The organism is Lysobacter sp. 1R34A (assembly GCF_051217035.1).
GTDB lineage: Bacteria > Pseudomonadota > Gammaproteobacteria > Xanthomonadales > Xanthomonadaceae > Lysobacter.
Genome location: NZ_JBPKJP010000009.1, coordinates 1 through 19,004 on the forward strand (window position 1 = coordinate 1; position 19,004 = coordinate 19,004).

Below are 19,004 nucleotides of genomic sequence, written 5' to 3' on the forward strand. Positions count from 1 at the left end.
GGCGACGCGGGCGGCCCGCCGAGCCACGCGTTCGTCCAGGCCGGCGTCGGCGGGCTGGCCGCGGCGCTCGCCGTCGGCCTGCGCACCGAGTTGCACGCCTCCGCCCGCATCGTCGTCGTAGAACCCGACTCGGCCGCGTGCGTGACACGCGCTTTGGAAACCGGCGTACCGGTGCCGATCGACGGCGACCTGGAGACCGCCGCCGGAATGCTGTCCTGCGGACTGGCGTCGGCGCCGGCGCTGGCGGTACTGCGGGCTCACGGTGCGCGCGGCGTCGGCGTCGATGAATCGATGCTGCGACTCGCCGTGGACGCCTTGCGCGCCGGCGGCGGCCCGCGCAGCACCGCCTCCGGCGCCGCCGGGCTCGCCGGCTTGTTGCGCGTATCGGCCGATCCCAGGCTGCGCGCGGCGCATGCCCTCGGCGGCGACAGCCGGGTGTTGCTGGTGATCAGCGAAGGCGACGCTGCATCGCTCGGCTAGCGCTGCATCGCGGGATCGATCAGTTCTTCAGGCAGTCGATCAGGAACTCGACCGTCGCCCGCACCCCGGGCAGTTGCCCGCGCCGATGCGGCATCACCAAGGTGGTGGTGACGCGGCCGGCGATCCATTCGGGCAGCACCCGCGCCAACCGGCCGTGGTCGAGCTCGTCGCGGCACATCCGCTCCGGCAGGCAGGCGATGCCGAGCCCGCCCTGCGCTGCGGTCGACAGCACCCGGCCCTCGTTGGCGGTCATGCGCGCGACCGGCGCGACCTCGATGCGATGGCCGGCGGCATTCGCCAGGCTCCAGGTCGTGGCCGAGGACTGCCCGGTCAGCAGCCCGTCGTGCGCGGCCAGTTCCTGCGGCGTCGTCGGGCAACCGCGCTCGGCCAGATAAGCCGGCGCGGCGACCAGCACGATCGATTCGACCAGCGCCTGACGCTGGATCAGGCCCGAATCCGGCAACGGCGCGAAATGGCTGCGCACGGCGATGTCGTAGCCCTCCTGCACCAGATCGACGAACCGGTCGGTGACGTCGAGCTGCAGGTGCAGGCGGGGATAGGTGCGCGCGAGCGCGGGCAGGTGCGGGGCGAGGTAATCCTGCGCGGTCGGCACGCCGGCGGTGATGCGCACCCGGCCGCTGGGCTCGGCGACGCGGCTGCGCACCACCGCCTCGGCCGCTTCGGTCTCGATCAAGGCCGCGTGCGCATGTTCGTGGAAGGCGCGGCCGGCGTCGGTGAGGGTGAAGCTGCGCGAGGTGCGATGGATCAGGCGTACGCCGAGTTCGTCTTCGAGCGCGGCGACGCGCTTGCTGACCGTCGACTTGGGCACCCCGAGCCGGCGCGAGGCCGCGGCGAACCCGCCGTGCTCGACCGCGGCGGCGAATAGGACCAGATCGTTGAGGTTGAGCATGACTGCGGCCCTGTCCGTATCCGGCTTGGCGCCGATCCGGATGCAAAGTACACACACAGAGACTTTGAGTCCATTTTTTGCCGACTACACAGCCAAAGTCCACACCAATACAGTGAGCTCACCCCGCAAGACGGGCCCACCCCTCACCTGGAGAAAACTCATGTCCCCGATCCTTTATTACGGCGTCCCGTCCGGCTGTTCGTTCGGCTCCATCGTCGCCCTCGAATGGTCCGGCCAGCCTTATCGCCTGGTCCGGGTCGAAATGCCCGAGATGATCCACACCGATGCCTACCGCGCGATCAACCCGGTCGGCGAGACGCCCTCGCTGATGACCGCGAACGGCGACGTGGTCGTCGAGAGCATGGCGATCCTCAACCACATCGGCGCCCGCGCCGTCGCCAGCGGCATCGCCTTCGAGCAGGGCAGCCGCGAGTTCGACGAGCTCAACCGCATGCTGGCCTTCCTCAACACCACCTTCTTCAACGCCTTCAGCCCGCTGTGGCATGTGCTGGAACACGAAGTGGATGCGGCGACCAAGGCCGCGCTGACCGAGTACGGCCGTGCCAAGGTCGAACGCGCGCATGCGGAGCTGGAGCGGATGCTCGGCGACAAGCCGTGGCTGCTCGGCGAACAGCGCACTCTGGCCGACGCCTATTTCATCGGTATCGCGCGCTGGACCAAGTACCACTCGGTCGTCGACCGCCGCAACTACCCGAACCTGCAGCGCCTGTACGACAAGCTGGAAGCCGACCCGGCGGTGATCTTCGCCCATGCCATCGAGGATCAACGCCCGGCCAAGAGCAGCGGCGGGTTCCAGGGCGAAATCGGCCTGGAAGCGGCGAGCGAGTCGAAGCGCGCGGCTTGATGCAGCGGACGGGCGGCAACGGCGATGACGTCGTTGCCGCTTTCGAGGCGAAAGCAGAGCAAATCCCTCCCCTTTTCTCAAAGGGGGAATAGGCCTTCAGCGATCCGTCGCAAACGAAGTTCGTCGGGGAGTCGTTGCGAGCTTCAGCCAGGAGCCGGCGGTCGGAGCCGGAAACCATCGAGGAGCAGGCTCGCCGCCAGAGACGGGAAATACGTCGGCGGTGGGCAGGCGGCCCCCTTTGGAAAGGGGGCGCGACCGCGTAGCGGACGCGGGGATTTGCTGTTGCTGTTGCGTTGTCGCTAGGGCTGCTGTTGCTTCGCAGCGGTTACGCATCCGAAGCGCGGCGATCAGCCCACCTATGGCCTCAAGCCTGCGCCTCGGCCCGCACCAAGGACCGGCGGCCGCGCGGACGGCTCGGCCAAGCGTGGCGCAGGATGCGCCAGACCACTTCGCCGAACTGGCGCGGCAGCGAGCCGGTGTCGTAATGCTGGCCGTAACGGCCGCAGATCTCGCGCACTTCCACCGCGATCGCGGCGTAACGCCAGGCCGGGATATCGGGATAGAAATGGTGCTCGATCTGATGGCTCAGGTTGCCGGTCATCAGGTCCATCCACTTGCCGCCGCTGAGGTTCGAGGAACCGCGCAGCTGGCGCAGGTACCAATGCCCGCGCGACTCGTTGCGCACCGATTCCTTCGGGAACACTTCCGCGTCGTGGGTGAAGTGGCCGCAGAAGATCACCGTATACGTCCACAGGTTGCGCATCACGTTGGCGACCAGATTGCCGAGCAGCACCGGCAGGAAGAACGGGCCCGCCAGCAGCGGAAACAGCACGTAGTCCTTGAGCATCTGCCTGCCCATCTTGCGGCCGACCGGGACGAACTTGCGCCACATCGCCTTGTGCTTGGTCTTGCCGGTCAGCCAACGGCCCAGGCGCAGGTCCTGTATCGCCACGCCCCACTCGAACAGCAGCGCGAACACCACCGCGATGAACGGCTGCACGAGGTAGAACGGGCGCCAGCGCTGCTCGGGGAACAGACGCAGCAGGCCGTAGCCGATGTCGTCGTCCATGCCGCGCACGTTGGTCCAGGTGTGGTGCTGGTAGTTGTGGGTCCTGCGCCAGTTGTCGCCGGTGGCGACGATGTCCCACTCGTAGGTCTTGCCGTCCAGGTGCGGGTCGCGCATCCAGTCGTACTGGCCGTGCATGACGTTGTGGCCGACCTCCATGTTCTCGAGAATCTTCGACAGGCCCAGCGACAAGGTGCCGAGAATCCATGCCGGCACCATCATCCAGGTGACGAACGCGCCGCCGAGCGCCAGGCCCAGCGCACCGACGTACAGCAACAGGCGGCCGAGCAGGCCGGTGTAGCGCACCGCGGCGACGACGCGACGGATGTAGGCGGCATCGACGCCGCCTATCTGGGCGACGGTGCGCGCGCGCAGCGCGTCGAGCTCTTCCCCGAAGCGGTCGAGTTCCTGCGGGGTCAGTGCGCGATTGCGGAAGGTACGGGTCATGGGCGGATCACAGATCGAGGACGAGGTCGCTGCCGGCGCTGTTCACGCACAGGCGCAGCGCGGAAACCGGTTCGGCCTGGACCTCGCCGGTGTGCAGGTGCCGGGTGCTGCCGGAGCTCTTGCCGCAGGAGCAGGTGTTGCACAGGCCCATGCGGCAGCCGGAAGCAAGCTTGAGGCCTTCGGCTTCGAGCGCGGTCAGCAGCGATTGCCCGCGCGGCAGCTGCAGGGTGCGGCCGCTGCGCGCCAGGGTCACTTCGACCGTGCCGGTTTCGTCGAGCGTGCGCGGCGGCGGGGTGAAGGCCTCGGCCGCGAACGAACGCGCCTGGGCCTGCGTGTGCGCACGCGCGGCATCGACGAAACCGCCGGGGCCGCAGGCATAGACCTGGCGCGAGGCCAGGTCGGGAACCAGTTCGGACAACTGTGCCGCATCGATGCGGCCGGTCGTCTCGTCGGCCTGTCCGGCCTCTTGCCGCGTCAGCAGGAAGCGCACGCGGAAGCCGGGATGCGCCGCGGCGATCGCGCGCAATTCGTCGACGAAACACAGTTCTTCGCGGCGGCGCGCCCAATACAGCAGGGTCAGTTCGGCCGGCATGCCCTTGGCCGCCAGTTCGCGCACCATCGACATCAACGGGGTGACGCCGCTGCCGGCGGCCAGGAACAACCACGCGCCGTCGGCGCGCTCGGGCAGGGTCATCTCGCCGAAGGCCGCGCCGATTTCCAGCACGTCGCCCACTTGCGCGTGATCGTGCAGGTGACGACTGAGCTTGCCGCCTTCGATCGCCTTGACCGTGATCGCGATGCGGCCGTCGGCGCGATGCGCCTGCGCCGCGCTGTAGCTGCGCGAGACCAGGGCGCCGTTTATGCGCGCGCCGATCATCAGATGTTGGCCGGGGCGGCAGCCGGCCCAGTGCCGGTTCGGCGCCAGCAGCAGGGTCACCGCGTCGGCCGAAGCCGGCTCGCGGGCGACGATGCGCGCCAGCGGGCGCTCCCAGGTCCAGGTCGGATGGAAGCGGGAGGCCCAGAAATCAAAGACTTGCGGCGCAACCAACGGTGCGATCAGCCGTTTCAGGCGGCTGTGCGGGCGGGCGCGGGAGGGACGAAGAGCAGCGTTCATGGCGGCACTATACACATATGAGCACAAATGTGTGCACAACCGTATATTAATTCCGTGCCGGGAGTATCATGTTCGCCATCGTCCTGGTGCCAGCCCCGTGAGCCAACGCTTCCATTCAGACATAGATGTCGATTCGCACCCGGGCCGCAAGGCGACGATTTCGCGCGAGGACCTCATCGCCGCCGCGCTCAAGCTGATCGGCCCGCACCGCAGCGTGTCGAGCCTGAGTCTGCGCGAGGTCGCCCGCGAGGCCGGCATCGCTCCGAACAGCTTCTATCGCCAGTTCCGCGACACCGACGAACTCGCCGTGGCCCTGATCGACCTGGCCGGCCAGTCGCTGCGCAAGATCGTCGGCGAGGCCCGTCACCGCGCCGCGACCCGGCGCAGCATCGTGCGCAGTTCCATCGAGGCTTTCATGGAACAGTTACGGGCCGACGACAAACTGCTGCACGTGTTGTTGCGCGAGGGCACGGTCGGCTCGGACGCCTTCAAGCGCGCGGTCGACCGCGAGCTGTCGTTCTTCGAGGAAGAACTGCGCGTCGACCTGATCCGGCTGGCCGCGATCGACAAGATCACCCTGCACGAACCGGCCCTGGTGGCGCGCTCGATCACCCGCCTGGTGTTCGCGATGGGCGCCACCGCGATGGACATGCCGCGCGAGAAGGACCACGAACTCATCGAGCAGATGAGCACGATGGTGCGGATCATCCTGGCGGGGTCGCGGGCGATGGCGGCGGCGGGCAAGGCCTAGTCTCCGGTCGTGCGCAATCCGCTCGAACACGCGCGAACTCATAACTCGCGCATGCATTCCAGCAAATTCGTCCACAACTCACGCGGCCTTGCTGCCGCGTAACCCGACTCCTGCGCATCGTTGCATTCGATGACGATCCAACGCCCGTCCATCGTCTTGGCGAAATCGACTACCAGGAATGGGACGGCCAGTCGCGCCGCGGCTTCTTGCGCCAACTCAAGTCCGGCCTCGATATCGTCGCAACCGTAGTCGGCGGCTTGATACCAATAACGCCCCCAGCCGACGCATCGGCCCTGCCACCAGAACGAACGGAACTCGAACGAAGCCCGCACCTTGCCTGGCATGCTGCCGTCCACCGGGACCAGGTCGACGAACTCGCGTATCGCTGCCTTCTGCCAGTGCAGCACCGGGTCCTTGCGATAGCGTTCGGCCGCTCAGCGGTACTGCGCGGGGTCGCGGATCACCGACATATCGGCGCTGTGTCGGTTGGTTTGCCGCGACCCCTTGAGGAAGATCGGCCAGGAAAACTCGCGTTCGACGACCTCCACCGCCGGCAGCGAGTCAAACAACACTGTGCGCGGCGTCATGTCGGCCAGCAGCGGATACCAAGCCTCCAACTCGCTGGAGCGCCGATATTCCTCGGGCGAATTGACCAGTCGCAAACCCCAGTCGAGCGCTTCGCGGTACTGAGCCTGGTAGTCCTCGATGGCGCCGATGCGCAAGATCGCCGGCGTCTCGGCCTCGAACTGAGGCGGATGAGTGCAGCGGAAATACAACTCGAAATCGAAGACGTAAATCGCGACGCCTATCGGCGCGCTGAGAATCGCGAAGGCACCTTCGACGAGAGCGAGATTCATGCACGGGTCCTTCCGTTCGACAGCCGCGATTGTCGGCCAGTCGACGTTCGGTATGCGAGGGAGGCTTGCCGCCCCAACACTAAGCCAACCCGGAAACAATCCTTGCGAAGTTCGGGCACCTGCGCTAATACTTAGCCAAAATAGAAACCTTTCGTCCCGCTCCGCTTTCAGCCCCCTCTCCCGCGTGCGGGAGAGGGCTGGGGTGACGGCAAACGACGACGCCCCCCCCCACACCGTTCCCCGGCCCGCCCCCCAGGAATCCGCCATGTCCCTGACCCTGTACCAGCATCCCCTCGCCTCGTTCTGCCACAAGGTGCTGATCGCCCTGTACGAAAACGGCACCGCCTTCGAGTCGCATCTGGTCGACCTCGGCGACCCCGACGCCAGGGCCGGGTTCTGCGAACTGTGGCCGCTCGGCAAGATGCCGGTGCTGCACGACCACGCGCGCGGCCGCACCGTCCCCGAGACCACGGTCGTCATCGAATACCTGCAGCAGCACTACCCCGGGGCGCGGCCGCTGTTGCCGCACGATCAGGACGAATGCCTCGACGTGCGCCTGTGGGATCGCTTCTTCGACCTGTACGTGCAGGCGCCGGTGCAGAAGATCGTGATCGACCGGATCCGCCCGCCAGCCTCGCGCGACCCTCATGGTGTCGCCGAAGCCCGGGCCACGCTCGCGACCGCCTACGACATGCTGGAACCGCGCCTGGGCGAACGCCGTTGGGCCTGCGGCGAAGACTTCAGCCTGGCCGATTGCGCCGCGGCGCCGGCCTTGTTCTATGCCGGCATCGTCGCGCCGTTTCCGCCGGGCCACACCCATCTCGCCGCCTACTTCGAACGCCTGGTCGCGCGCCCGTCGGTCCAGCGCACCCTCGCCGAGGCGCGCCCTTACTTCTCGATGTTCCCGTTCGTCGATGCGATGCCCGAGCGCTTCCTGCGAGGCGGTGCGCCATGAAGGCCCGGCCCTTCGTCGACCCGGCGCGGCTCGACCGCATGTTCCATGCGCTCGCCGATGCCAGCCGGCGCGGCATGGTCGACCGCCTGAGCGAAGGCCCGGCTTCGGTGTCGGAACTCGCACGTCCATTGGCGATGGCGCTGCCGTCGGTGGTCAAGCACCTGGCGGTGCTCGAATCCGGCGGCATCGTGATGTCGGAAAAGGTCGGGCGCGTGCGCACCTACCGCATCGCCCCGGACGCCCTGGCCGAGGTCGAGGCCTGGGTCGCCGCGCGCAAGGCGCAACTCAATCGCCAGTTCGACGCGCTGGCACGTTATCTGCTCGAAGACGAAACCGGCTCAGGAGATTTGCGATGAAACAGCGTTCGACCCTCCACACCCAGTTCGTCATCGAACGCGAATTCCCGGCATCGCCGGCACGCACTTTCCGCGCCTGGTCGACCCCGGAGGCCAAACGCCGCTGGTTCGTCTGTCACGACGAAATGGTCAACAGCGGTTACGAGCTCGATTTCCGCCCCGGCGGCAACGAACTCAACCGCGTCGTCACGCCGGCCGGCACCGTGCACCTGTTCCAGGCCCGATACTTCGACATCGTGCCCGACCAGCGCATCGTCTACGCCTACGACATGCACCTCGACGACCGCCACCTGTCGATCTCCCTGGCGACGGTCGAGTTCGAGGCCGGCGGCGCCGGCACGCGCATGCGCTTCACCGAGCAGCTCGTGTTCCTCGACGGCCACCAAGACCGCGAGGAACGCATCCGCGGCACCGGACTCGGGCTCGACCGGCTCGCGCTGTTGCTGCACGAGCCGGCCGCCGCCCATTGAGCCCTCAGCGCAACGGCAGGGCGATCGGCCGCAACGGCGCGGCATCGCCGCCGCGGATCTTCAGCGGCCCGCCGATGAAGGCGAACTCGTAGACCTGGTCGCGCGACAGCTCCTCCAGCGCGACCAATTCCATGATCGGCACGCCGTGCTGGGCCAGCAGATAGGTATGCACCGGGATGTAGTCGCCGGCGACCTCCGAGGGAAAGGTCTCCAGGCTGAGGTTGTCGGCGCCGACGATCATCGCCCCGCCGTCCTCGACCAGGAACTTGGCCGCATCCAGGCCCAGTCCGGGCGGGTTGGCCATGTAGCCGCTCGCGTCGCCGAAGCGCTGCATGCGCCCGGTGCGGATCAACACGATGTCGCCGCGCTGCAGGCGGACCTTCTGCCTGGCCAGCGCGTTCTGCAGGTCCTGGCGGGTGATGCGGTAGTTCTCCGGCAGCATCGGCAGCCCCTGCGCCGCGGCCACGTCGATCATCACCCCGCGCGCGATCAGCGGCGGGAATTTCTCGATGCCGGTCTTGGTCCAGCCGCGGTCGCCGAGGTGCTCGTCGGCGCGGAAGCCGTTCCAGATCTTGCCGTCCAGGCCGAAGTGGTTGAGTGCATCGATATGGGTGCCGCTGTGGCTGTACATCGAGAATGCCGCGCCGGTGTAGCTGACCTTGTGATTCATCTCGCGGCCCACGCCCATCGGGTCGTCGACCACGGTGCCGCGCGGGGTGTGGGTCATCCAGAACTGATAGTGCGGGTCGCCCGCGGCCTGCCAGCTCGGCATGCCGATGTAGTACTCCGTAGCCAGGTCGTAAGCCTTGCGGCCGTCGACCCTCGACAGGATCGCCGCACGCGACTGCGGGGTGATCAGGTTGAGACGGCCGATCTCGTCGGACGGCCCCCAAGGGCTGGTGCCGACGCCCTCGGAGGCCGGGGCGGACCAGGCGATCGCGGCGAGGGCCGACAGGCCCAGGCGCGGCAGTACGTTACGCAGTTTCATCTCGACTCCTGAGGCGCGCCGGCCGATGCCGACGCATGAAGGGAAGCGCCGAAGCCGGCGCTCGGCGAGCGCGGCGGTTCGGAACAAGCCCCAGGATGCGCAGGCGGCGACGGCGGAAACAGCGCCACGGCGTTGCGACAGTTTTCGCTGCGGCTCAGGAATGCGCGGCGAGCGCGGCCGGCAGGCGCTCGGCCAGGAAGTCGACGAAGGCGCGCACCTTCGGCTGCAGATGGCGCGAAGTCGGATACACCGCGAACACGTGTCGCGGCGCGAACCGGTACTCGGGCAAGACTTCGACCAGGGCGCCGTGGGCGATCGCCGGCGCCGCCAGGAACGACGGCAAAGCACCGATGCCGAGGCCGGCGACGAGCAGATCGCGCAACACCAGGCTATTGCCGACCGTGGCCCGCGCGGGTCCCTGCACCGACACCGGCCCCTGCGGCCCGTGCAGGGGCCATTCCCCCGGCGGTTCGGCCAGGCTGTAGTGCAGCAGCGAATGCCGCTGCAGGTCGTCGGTCGACGATAACGGAGGATGCTGGGCAAGATAAGACGGCGCCGCGCACAGCATCTGACGGACCGAGCCGAGCTGGCGCGCGATCAGGGACGAATCCTGCAACTGCGCGCGCAAGCGGATCGAGACGTCGAAGCCTTCGCCGACCGCGTCGAGCAACCGGTCTTCCAGGGTCAGGTCGAGGACCAAGGCCGGATAGCGCTGCAGGAACTCCGCCAGCAAGGGCGACAAGGTGTTCAAGGCGAACGACATCGGCGCGTTGACCCGCAAGCGCCCGCCGACCTGCTGCGACTGCTGGCGCACCGAGGCCTCCAGCGTCTCGAGGTCGTCGAGCAGGCGCACGCATTCGCGATAGTAGGCCTGCCCGGTCTCGGTCAGGCTCATGCGCCGGGTGGTGCGCTGGATCAACACCGCGCCCAGATGCGCCTCCAGCGCGCGCAGCTGCTTGCTGAGCCCGGCCGGCGACACCCCGAGGTCCTTCGCCGCCTTGGCCAGACCGCCGAGTTCGACGATGCGGCGGAACGAACGCATCAGGGTGAAGGCATCCATGGAGAGTGGCATTGAGGGCGGGCGGCCCGCCATTGTCCGCCTGCTGCGCGCTGCGGCAAGCGGCGCGATAGAGCGATGGATGGGCGAATCGGGCTCTATGCCGATGGCTCGACCACCCCGACCGTAATGGCGGGCCCTTTAAGGACGCTCAGCCTTCGAGCACGAACTCGATAGGCACCCGGGTCAAGGCCTGCGCAGGCACGCCGCCGCGCGTCGCCGGCTCGAACAGCCAGCGCTTCATGACGACCTCGCGGGCAGCCAGGTCGAGCACCCGATGGCCGCTGCTGTGCACGATCGATACCGACAGCGCTTTGCCGTCGACGCCGACCAGGACCTCGATCTCGACCACGCCGCTGAGACGGTCGCGCCGCGCTTGCAGCGGGTAAGCCGGCGCCGGCGCGGCCAGTATCCGCAGCACTGTGTCGGCGAATGCGGGCATGGCGGCGGTTTCGGGCGATACGACGCGGCCGAACACATTCGGCACGATCGGATCGGAAGCGGGAACGGGGCTGACCGACGAACGGATGGCACCCTGGATCGTCATGAGTCTGCGTTCGCGCTCGCGCGCCTGCATGCGCTCCCAACCGAAACCGCAGCCGATGATGAGCGGAGCGATAGGCGGCATCGCAACCTCGACGATTTCGTCGTCGCTGCCGCCCATCGCGGAACGCAGGGGGGCGGTTACCGGCAACGACAGCAACACCAGCAAAGCCGCATGTACGGCGACGACGCCGGCAATGACCACGGCTCGCGCCAGACTGGGTCCGGAACCGGCATTCAAAGCAATCGAAGCCTGCATGAGTCGCCCCCTCGACCGGCATGGTGGGAAGGACCGTCGGGGCCGCTTCCATGCCGCCAAAAATGCGCGTTTACGGCTTGGCTTGCAATCGCTCCCGCTCGTCGTCCGGGTGGATTCCCGCCGAGCTGGCCCAGACGGCGCGACGGACGGGCCTGCGACATCGTGCCGTCGGCCAAAACCGCGCCGCAGCCGCCGCCGGCCTACAGGGAAACCGGCGACGGCCGCGGTGCGGCCGGAACTCACTCGACCTTGACCAGACCGCGCCAGGTGTTGCGGCCGCCGTGCATGACGTCGTCGCCGGTACCGAACCACCAGCCGTTCCAGTTGAGGATGTCTTCGTCGTCCTGGTGGACCCAGCCGCGCGCCAGCGCGTACTTGCTCGGCATCGACTGCGGGCCGAACACGCCGTAGGCGAAGCCGAGTTTCGGGAAGCTCGACATGTGGCCGAGCCAGGACGAGGCGCCGCCGTCGAAATGGCAGTAGCTGGTGAACCAGGTGTTGTAGACGCGGAAGTTCGGGAAGATCACGCCCGAGGAACTGTTGGCGTTGCGCCAGATCTCGTTCTCCTGCACGCGGGTGTAGCGGCGCGCGCCCGAGGGGCAGAACACGCCCATGTTGAGGACGGCGTAGTCGTGGTGGTTGCCGGTGTAAGGCAGCGGACGGAACGACAAGGCGCGCACGGTGTCGACCTTGCAGAAGCGCCAGGTGGTGTTGCCGCCCGAAGCGGTCGCGCCGATCCAGCCGCCGCGGTTGTTGGCGTTGCGGCGGTCTTCGTCGTCCATGTGGATCTGCGACCAGGAATAGCCGCTCGGACAATAGTTGCTCTGCGGAATCACGCCGACGCTGAACAAACGCGGTTCCAGCCAGCCCCACCAGCGCAGCAGGCCCTTGGCGGTCGCCTGGGCCGGAACGTAGGGCACGAAGAATTCTTCGCCCTCTTTTTCCTCGATCACGCAGGCGCCGTCGAAGCCGAGCACGGCGCAATAGCTCAGCGCCACGCCCTCGCCTTCGGCTTCCATGAATTTCTCGACATCCACCTGGCCGCTGTCGGGGTAGCGCCGATCCAGGTCTTCGAGGATCGAAACGAACTTCTTCACCTGCGGCGGCGTCGGATCGGTCGCCGCGGCCAGTTCCCATTCTTCCTTGGGGCTTTCCTGCTCGGACTCTTCCGCCCAGGACGACAGCGGCAGGCCCACGACCAGGGCGCACAGCGCGGTGACCAGCACTTTCTTGTTCATGACATTCCTTTGAGTTGATGGAGCATGGCGAGCCAAGCCGGCGACGGCGCCCGATCGAAACGCAACGGACGACACGCCCGAATGGCGGCCCGACGGCCGGCTTGCGCCGACACCGGCGCGCGGGGCGCGCCGTTCGAACCCGAGACCGCCACGTCGGCGCACACCGCGCCGGCTCGACCACGCTAGGCAGTCGCCCGCGACGTTTCGAGGAAGAATGTGGGAACGAATCGGGCGCCGGCGGGAACGCTTCCGGGACAACGTGCGCTACGACGAATCTGAAGCGCGATGCAGGTCGCGCTCGTTCATCGGCCGTGGGAAACGGCCAGTGGGCGCTACACCTTCATCGACAGCGGGCGCTGCTGTTCGGCCTGCTGCTGCGCCAGGCCTTGACCCTCGCTGCGCTGGACCTGCAGGGCGTCGAGCTTCGACAGCGAGTCCTGCACCGGCGTCGTCGCCGCTTGCTGCCCGGCCACCTGCGCCCGCAGATGCGCCGGGTCGTTCAGCGCACCCGCGACTACAAACACGTGCCGGCCCGAACCGTCCGGCGCGGGATGCCCGACCACGACGTGGTCCGGCTTGCCGATCCCGCGTTGCCGGCACTCGACCGCGAGACAAGCGGCGATGCGATCCAGGTCCCGGGCCGGCGGCACCGGACCGTGCTGCGCGAACGCCACCGGGAGCCTGTCGCGGATCGTCTGCACCAGCGGAACGTCTGCCGGACTGGGCGAACCTGCCTCCGGCGCGCTGGAAAAGAACGGCTCCAACGGCCGCCGCCGTTGCCCGGCCTCATCGATCTGGGTGCCGGATGGCGGCGAACACGGTCCGCCCGCCGGAATGGGCGAAGACGACGGTACGGAGTCGGACGACCCACGGCCCCGCAGGCCTTCGATCGCCTGGTCCATCGGCGGTGGCGGCAAGGCCGGCATTCGCTTCAGCAACGCCGGGTCGATATCGCCGGTCTGCGGCAAACATTGGTCGCGCTGGAAGTCCAAGACCGCGCGCTGCATCGTCAGCCGATATACACCGTCCTCCAGCAACGGCCGATCATCGGCCCCGACATAGCCCTGATCGTTGAGGTGCTTCTGCAAGTCGCGGATGCGCAGGCTGGATTCGCCCAGGCGGAGCGTGCCGTCGTCGGCGATCGGGCGAGGCTGCACCCCTACCCGTCCCTCGGGCTCGATCGGCAGGCGGCCGTCGACCAGATCGGCTACGTAATTCTCGAACTGGCGGTAATAGCGAGTGTCCATTTCGATATGGAGATGGATCCCACCGGTTTGAGCATTTCCCTGGGTTCCGATCTGCTGCCCGTAAACGACCGCCTCTCTCTCCGAAACGGCCAAGGGTTCCATATGCCTAATTCGAGCGATGAGGTCGCCTCCTTCTCGGTCGTAGATATCCACCAGCCCCTGGCTGTGGCTCACGCGTCCGACATAGCCTGACACTGGGGAAGGCACAGGAACCTGACGCGCTTTCAGACTGCCCGTCGGGAAGCCGGGATCTTCCAACATCAGATCCTTTTTGAGTAAAACTTGGTGGGGTTTCAGCCCGAAGTAATCGTTGCCGTTTCGCGCGAACTCCACTTCCTGGATTTCGCTGTCGATAAAGGCGTGAACTCGACCAGGCTGCCCACCGACAACCAGCCCACCCCTCAGATGAGCACTACGATTATCCTTGGGATGATGGGTCACGAGCCCATCGAAGTCTTCGACGACCTCATTAACCTGGAGATTGTTAGCTCCCCTGGGAGCGCCTAGCTGTGTGACCTTATAAGCGGTCCTGAGTTGATCTTCCATCGCGCTTCCTTCCGATGCAGCAATCCAACCGAAGGGCCTTAATCCTCAGCCGTTAGCTAACCCCCTTGCTCACGCTTCTTACGGCATTCGTCCGGCCATTTGCAATCGACAATGGCCTCTCTTTCCCAGTGCCCTTCGAAATGCCAGCAGCCCGAACGCATGACAAACGAGTCAGTCCCACTTCGTATGTAATCCACTTCATAACGATCACCGGATACTTCCCGAACCTTGAAGTAAGGCAATGGAGAAACACGACGCGCCTTGCCATCTGCACCACGGCTAGACCACGTCGTTCCCTCCGCGAGTTTCACCTCATCCCAGACGTAAACTTTCTTCTCTGCGTCATATCTATACTTTATGTCCGGCATTACGGCCTTGCTCGTCTCCGTTAGCCATTTCGGATAGCGGGGATCGCCTGGCTCGGTGTTATGCCGCCAGTAGTACGGGGTCTTCACCTTGATTGGACGCAAGGTAAAGGCACGCTGCACTTCGATCCGATTGGCGAATTCCTTCAAAAACGCATTGAAGTTCTTAGACGGACATGCAAGCGGCTTCTGAGACTTGATGGAAGCGACTGGTGTGACTTGGACCGGTCTAGGTGGACTGGAGCCACTCCGACTCGCTTCTTGACCTGCAGGGCTCTCGCCGCCGCAAGCAGTCAGCGGGATAAGCGCCACCAATGCGTGCAGATGCAGCAGCGATCGTGCCAGCCTTCTCTTGCCTAACGGCATCCGCAGAGCCTTCTCCATTAGCTGGCGTACTTCCAGGCTATTGCTATGGCTCCTGACTTGCACTCGTCTGCTCATCCGTCACTCCTTCGTGGACAGGACCAAAGATCCCGTCCTGCACAACCCAGCTTCCAGCAAGATCAATGAACAATGGCGTAGCACTGATCTATCTGCGATATCAAACAGTATCAACAGCCCTTGCCGCCCTACCACCACATGTCGCCGCACAAATTTCCCTTGTCATCCCCGCCTTCCCACTCCCGACATACCCTGCACTGATCTGGCCAACGGCAAGACATGATTCGATCGAACTCCAGATATTGAGTAAATTGCCAGCAGCCCGATTTCAGCTCGTAAGTGTCGATCTCGCCCCTGTCAGAGTGGACGTCGTACCGGTCCGCAGAGACTCTGCGAATTTTGAAGTCGAGAAGTTGCGCAAAAGACACGGGCGTCTCATCTTCCCGGGCACTCTTCCACGTCTGCCCGGCTTTCAGCCTCTTCCCGACCCAGATAAATTTTCTGGTCTCCGGATCGTAGCGATACTTGACCCGCCCCACGCTCCGATCTGCGTCCGTCACCCACTTAGGGCGCGCCGGATCGCCCGGCTCCGTGTTGTGTCTCCAGTAATAGGGATACTTGTGTCTGGAAGACTCAGACGTATAGGCCGCTTGCAGATCACCGCTGTTGGCGTAGGCTTGAAGGAAAGCCTTGAATTCATGCGACGGACATGCGGGTACAGGCGTGGATTTAGAAGTATCAGCCGGGGGACTTTCCTTCTTTTCAGGAAGCGCAGGAACCGAGCCGGAGCCAACCGCAATCGATTCGAACCGCCTTGACGCGGCTCTGTTACCAGTCTCGCTCTCTGCATTTCCGTTGCACGCGATCGAAAGCAACGACACGGCGAGGCTGACCGGCCGCAGGGCGTCGCGCCGAAAATCCGGCAAACAGGACACCCAGCTTGCTTTTTGGCGGCTCATTCACGCCTCCATAGCGCGCTCATCGCACTCCATTCCTATCGCAGCCGGGATTTTTCGCATCCTCCGACAGCCCCGGAATATCACACTATCGACTCAGGCCTTCATCGCCATGCTCACCGCAAATCAGGCCCCGCACAAGAGCACACGAAAGTTGCGGTAATCGCGCGAAACGCCCACCTCAAATAAAACGGCCGCGGGGAGCTTGAGCTCCACCGCGGCCGTTTCTTTATCGACACCGCGCGAGCAGTGCAGACTGTCGCCGGGGGTTACTTCGCCGGACGCTGATCCGCCGTTTCGTCGCGCTGGCCGCGGAACTCGGAATCCTCGCTCCAGTTCGGCCAGCGCCTGGAGTTGGCGAGGTCGTTGCCGAGGGTGTACAGGACCTGCAGGTCGCGGACCATGCCGCCGAAAGTCCAACTGGCTTCCCAGTGGTCGGCGGGCTGGTGGTAACGGTCGCGGGTGTAGGCGTCGCTTTCGGCTTTGCCGGCGGCGGCGCCGCCGTCGATCTTGTCTTCGCCCGAACCGAACGAGATCGCCGGGACGCCGCGCTTGGCGAAGGGGAAATGATCGGAACGGAAGAAGTGGCCGGCCTCGGGCTTGGGATCGGTGACGTAGCTGAGGTTCCAGCGTTGGCCGGTGGCGATCAGCTCGTCCAGCAGTTCCTGCTTGGCGCTGCCGGAGGTGGTGAAGTCGCGCGCCGGGCCGCTCGGGTCGAGCGCGTCCATGTTGATCACCGCGACGGTCTTGGCCAGCGGGTACAGCGGCTTGGACGAGTAGAACTCCGAACCGAGCAGGCCCTTTTCCTCGGCGGTCACCGCGAGGAACACCACCGAACGCTGCGGGCGCTTGCCCTTGGCGAAGGCGCGGCCCATCTCGATCAACGCGGCGGTGCCGGTGGCGTTGTCGACGGCGCCGTTGTAGATGGTGTCGCCCTTGGCGTCGGGCGCGCCGACGCCGAGGTGATCCCAGTGCGCGCTGTAGATGACGGTCTCGTCGGGCTTCTTGCTGCCCTCGACGCGGCCGACGATGTTCTGCGAGGTGATGACTTCGCTCTTGACCGCGTAATTGGCCGACAGGGTCACGCCCTTGAGCACGACCGGCTTGAAGTCGCGGGTCTGCGCCTGCTTCTTGAGCTTGTCGAAGTCGAGGCCGGCGCGCTTGAACAGATCGACGGCGAAGTCGCGCTGGATCCAGCCTTCCATGGTCGGGTGGGCGCTGCCGGGTTCGTCGCGGACCACGTCGAACATGGTGTTGGTGTTGGAGTTCTTGACCGTGGCCCAGCCGTAGGACGCCGGCGCGGTCTCGTGCACGATCAGCAGGCCGACCGCGCCGCGGCGCGCGGCTTCCTCGAACTTGTAGGTCCAGCGGCCGTAGTAGGTCATGGCCTTGCCGCCGAACTCGCCCTCGCCGGTCTCGAAGTCCGGGTCGTTGATCAGCACGACCGCGATCTTGCCCTTGAGGTCGACATTCTTGAAATCGTCCCAGTTGCGCTCGGGCGCGGTGACGCCGTAACCGGCGAACACCAGCGGCGCATTCTTGATCGCCACGGCCTTGGAGCCGTCGAGCGCGGCGCGCACGGCGATCTCGTTGCCCTGGGTCAGGACGCGGGCCTTCTTCTTCACCGTGACCGACAGCTTCGGCGCGCCCTCGATGTCCGAGCGCAGCAGCGGCACGGCCTGGGTCCACAGACGCTTGTTGCCCTGCACGTCGCCGCCGGGCTGGATGCCGGCCGCCTTCATCTGGGCGACCACGTAGTCGATGGTCTTGGTTTCGCCGGCGGTGGCCGGACCGCGGCCTTCGAATTCGTCCGAGGACAAGGTCTTGACCTGCTCGGACAGGCGCTTGGCGTCGAACGCCGGCGCTTTCGGCGGCTTGGCCGGCTTCGCGGCGATCGCCGGCAGGGACAGGGCAGCCGCGCAAAGCACGGCCAGGGGAGTGGCGGTCAGCAGTTTCATAGGGGGCCCCTTGGTAGGTCGCCCGATACTAGCCATCCCCCCGGGGCGGGTCCATCGGCCATACGGCATCTTGCCGGCGCGTCCCGGACCGACCGGGGCGCCGCCCGAGGGGCGGTGACCACCGTGCGAGGGGACGGTTGCAACGCAAGTGCGAGGGCGCGGTCGCGGCTACGCCGGGTTCGTGCGGTCACGCCCTCGCCTACGGCAGGGCCAGCACCAGTTTCCCGAACTCGGCCACTGCGGGGGTGCAGGCGCCGGGGCGGCGCAGCAGCACGAAGTCCGCCGGCGGCAGCGGCGGCAGGCCGTATTCGCCGTCGACGATGCGCATGCCGGGCAGGACGTCGTCCTCCACCATCACGGTGATTCCCAGGCCGGCCGAGATCGCAGCGTTCAAGCCTTGCTGGCTCGGCGAGGTGAACATGACGTGCCACTCGACCTCGGTGCCGTCGAGCGCGGACACGCCGACCAGGCGATTGATGCAGGGCGAAGGGAAGAACGCGAACGGCAGCGAGCGGCCGGCGGCGATGTCGAAGCTGTCGGACGCGACCCAGACGAAGCGGGTGCGCCGCAGCACCGTGTCCGCATTCTCGCCGGGCAAGGCGATGACCACGGCGAGATCGAGTTCGTCGGCATCGACCATCTGCCGCAGGTCCATGCTCATGCTCACGCTGACGTCCATGCGCACGTTCGGGAAAGCGCGGGTGAACTGGCACAGCAGATTGGGCAGCCGGTCGCCGATGAAGTTTTCCGGCACGCCGAACCGCACCGCGCCGGTGATCGGCGACGGCTGGAAGCGCCGCGACAGGGCGTCGAGCGATTGCAGGATCTGCTCGGCGTGACGCAGGAAGTCTTCGCCGTCTTCGGTCAGGGTCAAGCGCCGGGTGGTGCGATGGAGCAGCGCGCGGCCGACTTGCTCTTCGAGGCGGCGGATCTGGTGGCTGACCGCGGACTGGGTCAGATGCAGGCGTTCGGCCGCGCGGGTGAAGCCGCCGGCATCGTTGACCGCGACGAAGGTGCGCAGCAGGGTCGGATCGAAGTCCATGGCCGTTTGGGGCTCGGCCGATTGATGACGGCCTTTAATGAATTCTACAAAATTAAATCATTTCCATCATGAGTCCGGCTTGACCAGAATGGTCGCCATCGCATCCGGCCTAGCGATCGCGGGAAACCGCCGGCGCTGAACCCGATGCCTGCG

The 19,004-nt window shown here is 66.2% G+C and carries 20 protein-coding genes; 6 read left to right on the top strand and 14 right to left on the bottom strand.

Features of this window, described 5'->3' with window-relative positions; translation table 11 throughout:
- Positions 1-480, top strand: a 480-nt coding sequence (locus ACSAMQ_RS04725; protein ID WP_435394539.1) for a pyridoxal-phosphate dependent enzyme, incomplete at its 5' end; no start/stop codon positions are given.
- A gap of 19 nt (positions 481-499) precedes the next feature.
- On the opposite strand, the gene ACSAMQ_RS04730 is transcribed toward ACSAMQ_RS04725, so the two are convergent.
- Positions 500-1,390 (bottom strand): LysR substrate-binding domain-containing protein, encoded by an 891-nt coding sequence (locus ACSAMQ_RS04730; protein WP_435394540.1) that lies wholly within the window; start codon positions 1,388-1,390, stop codon positions 500-502.
- Between the two features lie 160 nt (positions 1,391-1,550).
- Between ACSAMQ_RS04730 and ACSAMQ_RS04735 the strand changes: the two genes are divergently transcribed.
- Entirely contained in the window at positions 1,551-2,255 is a 705-nt protein-coding gene (locus tag ACSAMQ_RS04735; RefSeq protein ID WP_435394541.1) for a glutathione S-transferase family protein, read from the top strand.
- Positions 2,256-2,619: 364 nt separating this feature from the next.
- Here the strand turns inward: ACSAMQ_RS04735 and ACSAMQ_RS04740 are convergent, their stop codons facing one another.
- Positions 2,620-3,768, bottom strand: a complete 1,149-nt coding sequence (locus ACSAMQ_RS04740; protein WP_435394542.1) for a fatty acid desaturase family protein — start codon at positions 3,766-3,768, stop codon at positions 2,620-2,622.
- Positions 3,769-3,775: 7 nt separating this feature from the next.
- Entirely contained in the window at positions 3,776-4,882 is a 1,107-nt protein-coding gene (locus ACSAMQ_RS04745; RefSeq protein ID WP_435394543.1) for a ferredoxin reductase, read from the bottom strand.
- A 97-nt stretch (positions 4,883-4,979) separates the two neighbouring features.
- On the opposite strand from ACSAMQ_RS04745, the gene fabR reads away from it, so the two are divergent.
- Positions 4,980-5,633 (top strand): HTH-type transcriptional repressor FabR, encoded by a 654-nt coding sequence (gene fabR, locus ACSAMQ_RS04750; protein WP_435394544.1) that lies wholly within the window; start codon positions 4,980-4,982, stop codon positions 5,631-5,633.
- A 38-nt stretch (positions 5,634-5,671) separates the two neighbouring features.
- Here the strand turns inward: fabR and ACSAMQ_RS04755 are convergent, their stop codons facing one another.
- Positions 5,672-6,040 (bottom strand): ATP-grasp domain-containing protein, encoded by a 369-nt coding sequence (locus tag ACSAMQ_RS04755; RefSeq protein WP_435394545.1) that lies wholly within the window; start codon positions 6,038-6,040, stop codon positions 5,672-5,674.
- A 27-nt stretch (positions 6,041-6,067) separates the two neighbouring features.
- Positions 6,068-6,490 carry a hypothetical protein gene (locus tag ACSAMQ_RS04760; RefSeq protein WP_435394546.1) on the bottom strand — a complete coding sequence of 141 codons (423 nt, stop codon included), beginning with the start codon at positions 6,488-6,490 and terminating at the stop codon, positions 6,068-6,070.
- 265 nt (positions 6,491-6,755) lie between these two features.
- Between ACSAMQ_RS04760 and ACSAMQ_RS04765 the strand changes: the two genes are divergently transcribed.
- The 3 genes from ACSAMQ_RS04765 to ACSAMQ_RS04775 are packed head-to-tail and all read left to right on the top strand — an operon-like array spanning position 6,756 to position 8,271.
- Entirely contained in the window at positions 6,756-7,445 is a 690-nt protein-coding gene (locus ACSAMQ_RS04765) for a glutathione S-transferase family protein (RefSeq protein ID WP_435394547.1), read from the top strand.
- Positions 7,442-7,801: an ArsR/SmtB family transcription factor gene (locus ACSAMQ_RS04770; protein WP_435394548.1), complete on the top strand. Its 360-nt coding sequence runs from the start codon at positions 7,442-7,444 to the stop codon at positions 7,799-7,801. Before ACSAMQ_RS04765 ends, ACSAMQ_RS04770 begins: the two co-directional genes overlap by 4 nt.
- Positions 7,798-8,271 carry an SRPBCC family protein gene (locus ACSAMQ_RS04775; protein ID WP_435394549.1) on the top strand — a complete coding sequence of 158 codons (474 nt, stop codon included), beginning with the start codon at positions 7,798-7,800 and terminating at the stop codon, positions 8,269-8,271. Before ACSAMQ_RS04770 ends, ACSAMQ_RS04775 begins: the two co-directional genes overlap by 4 nt.
- A gap of 4 nt (positions 8,272-8,275) precedes the next feature.
- On the opposite strand, the gene ACSAMQ_RS04780 is transcribed toward ACSAMQ_RS04775, so the two are convergent.
- The 9 genes from ACSAMQ_RS04780 to ACSAMQ_RS04820 form a co-directional block, all read right to left on the bottom strand.
- The gene (locus tag ACSAMQ_RS04780; RefSeq protein ID WP_435394550.1) at positions 8,276-9,259 is read right to left on the bottom strand and encodes a cyclase family protein; all 984 of its coding nucleotides are present in this window, start codon (positions 9,257-9,259) and stop codon (positions 8,276-8,278) included.
- Positions 9,260-9,413: 154 nt separating this feature from the next.
- On the bottom strand, positions 9,414-10,319 hold the full coding sequence (locus ACSAMQ_RS04785) for a LysR family transcriptional regulator (protein ID WP_435394551.1): 906 nt from the start codon (positions 10,317-10,319) through the stop codon (positions 9,414-9,416).
- A 148-nt stretch (positions 10,320-10,467) separates the two neighbouring features.
- Positions 10,468-11,178, bottom strand: coding sequence for an energy transducer TonB (locus ACSAMQ_RS04790; RefSeq protein ID WP_435394552.1), 711 nt, complete (start codon positions 11,176-11,178; stop codon positions 10,468-10,470).
- Between the two features lie 179 nt (positions 11,179-11,357).
- Positions 11,358-12,356 carry a hypothetical protein gene (locus tag ACSAMQ_RS04795; protein WP_435394553.1) on the bottom strand — a complete coding sequence of 333 codons (999 nt, stop codon included), beginning with the start codon at positions 12,354-12,356 and terminating at the stop codon, positions 11,358-11,360.
- A 332-nt stretch (positions 12,357-12,688) separates the two neighbouring features.
- Complete coding sequence (locus ACSAMQ_RS04800) at positions 12,689-14,149, bottom strand: XVIPCD domain-containing protein (RefSeq protein ID WP_435394554.1); 1,461 nt, start codon at positions 14,147-14,149, stop codon at positions 12,689-12,691.
- Between the two features lie 56 nt (positions 14,150-14,205).
- Positions 14,206-14,955, bottom strand: a complete 750-nt coding sequence (locus ACSAMQ_RS04805; protein ID WP_435394555.1) for a hypothetical protein — start codon at positions 14,953-14,955, stop codon at positions 14,206-14,208.
- Positions 14,956-15,083: 128 nt separating this feature from the next.
- On the bottom strand, positions 15,084-15,854 hold the full coding sequence (locus tag ACSAMQ_RS04810) for a hypothetical protein (RefSeq protein WP_435394556.1): 771 nt from the start codon (positions 15,852-15,854) through the stop codon (positions 15,084-15,086).
- 266 nt (positions 15,855-16,120) lie between these two features.
- Positions 16,121-17,809, bottom strand: a complete 1,689-nt coding sequence (locus tag ACSAMQ_RS04815) for a M28 family metallopeptidase (RefSeq protein WP_435394557.1) — start codon at positions 17,807-17,809, stop codon at positions 16,121-16,123.
- A 199-nt stretch (positions 17,810-18,008) separates the two neighbouring features.
- On the bottom strand, positions 18,009-18,851 hold the full coding sequence (locus ACSAMQ_RS04820) for a LysR family transcriptional regulator (RefSeq protein ID WP_435394558.1): 843 nt from the start codon (positions 18,849-18,851) through the stop codon (positions 18,009-18,011).
- Positions 18,852-19,004: the final 153 nt, after the last annotated feature.

Excerpts from the sequence above, each read along its gene's own strand:
- ACSAMQ_RS04730 (WP_435394540.1), bottom strand. The coding sequence starts at position 1,390 with ATGCTCAACCTCAACGATCTGGTCCTATTCGCCGCCGCGGTCGAGCAC.
- ACSAMQ_RS04735 (WP_435394541.1), top strand. The coding sequence starts at position 1,551 with ATGTCCCCGATCCTTTATTACGGCGTCCCGTCCGGCTGTTCGTTCGGC.
- ACSAMQ_RS04740 (WP_435394542.1), bottom strand. The coding sequence starts at position 3,768 with ATGACCCGTACCTTCCGCAATCGCGCACTGACCCCGCAGGAACTCGAC.
- ACSAMQ_RS04745 (WP_435394543.1), bottom strand. The coding sequence starts at position 4,882 with ATGAACGCTGCTCTTCGTCCCTCCCGCGCCCGCCCGCACAGCCGCCTG.
- ACSAMQ_RS04760 (WP_435394546.1), bottom strand. The coding sequence starts at position 6,490 with ATGAATCTCGCTCTCGTCGAAGGTGCCTTCGCGATTCTCAGCGCGCCG.
- ACSAMQ_RS04765 (WP_435394547.1), top strand. The coding sequence starts at position 6,756 with ATGTCCCTGACCCTGTACCAGCATCCCCTCGCCTCGTTCTGCCACAAG.
- ACSAMQ_RS04770 (WP_435394548.1), top strand. The coding sequence starts at position 7,442 with ATGAAGGCCCGGCCCTTCGTCGACCCGGCGCGGCTCGACCGCATGTTC.
- ACSAMQ_RS04775 (WP_435394549.1), top strand. The coding sequence starts at position 7,798 with ATGAAACAGCGTTCGACCCTCCACACCCAGTTCGTCATCGAACGCGAA.
- ACSAMQ_RS04780 (WP_435394550.1), bottom strand. The coding sequence starts at position 9,259 with ATGAAACTGCGTAACGTACTGCCGCGCCTGGGCCTGTCGGCCCTCGCC.
- ACSAMQ_RS04785 (WP_435394551.1), bottom strand. The coding sequence starts at position 10,319 with ATGGATGCCTTCACCCTGATGCGTTCGTTCCGCCGCATCGTCGAACTC.
- ACSAMQ_RS04795 (WP_435394553.1), bottom strand. The coding sequence starts at position 12,356 with ATGAACAAGAAAGTGCTGGTCACCGCGCTGTGCGCCCTGGTCGTGGGC.
- ACSAMQ_RS04800 (WP_435394554.1), bottom strand. The coding sequence starts at position 14,149 with ATGGAAGATCAACTCAGGACCGCTTATAAGGTCACACAGCTAGGCGCT.
- ACSAMQ_RS04805 (WP_435394555.1), bottom strand. The coding sequence starts at position 14,955 with ATGAGCAGACGAGTGCAAGTCAGGAGCCATAGCAATAGCCTGGAAGTA.
- ACSAMQ_RS04810 (WP_435394556.1), bottom strand. The coding sequence starts at position 15,854 with ATGAGCCGCCAAAAAGCAAGCTGGGTGTCCTGTTTGCCGGATTTTCGG.
- ACSAMQ_RS04815 (WP_435394557.1), bottom strand. The coding sequence starts at position 17,809 with ATGAAACTGCTGACCGCCACTCCCCTGGCCGTGCTTTGCGCGGCTGCC.
- ACSAMQ_RS04820 (WP_435394558.1), bottom strand. The coding sequence starts at position 18,851 with ATGGACTTCGATCCGACCCTGCTGCGCACCTTCGTCGCGGTCAACGAT.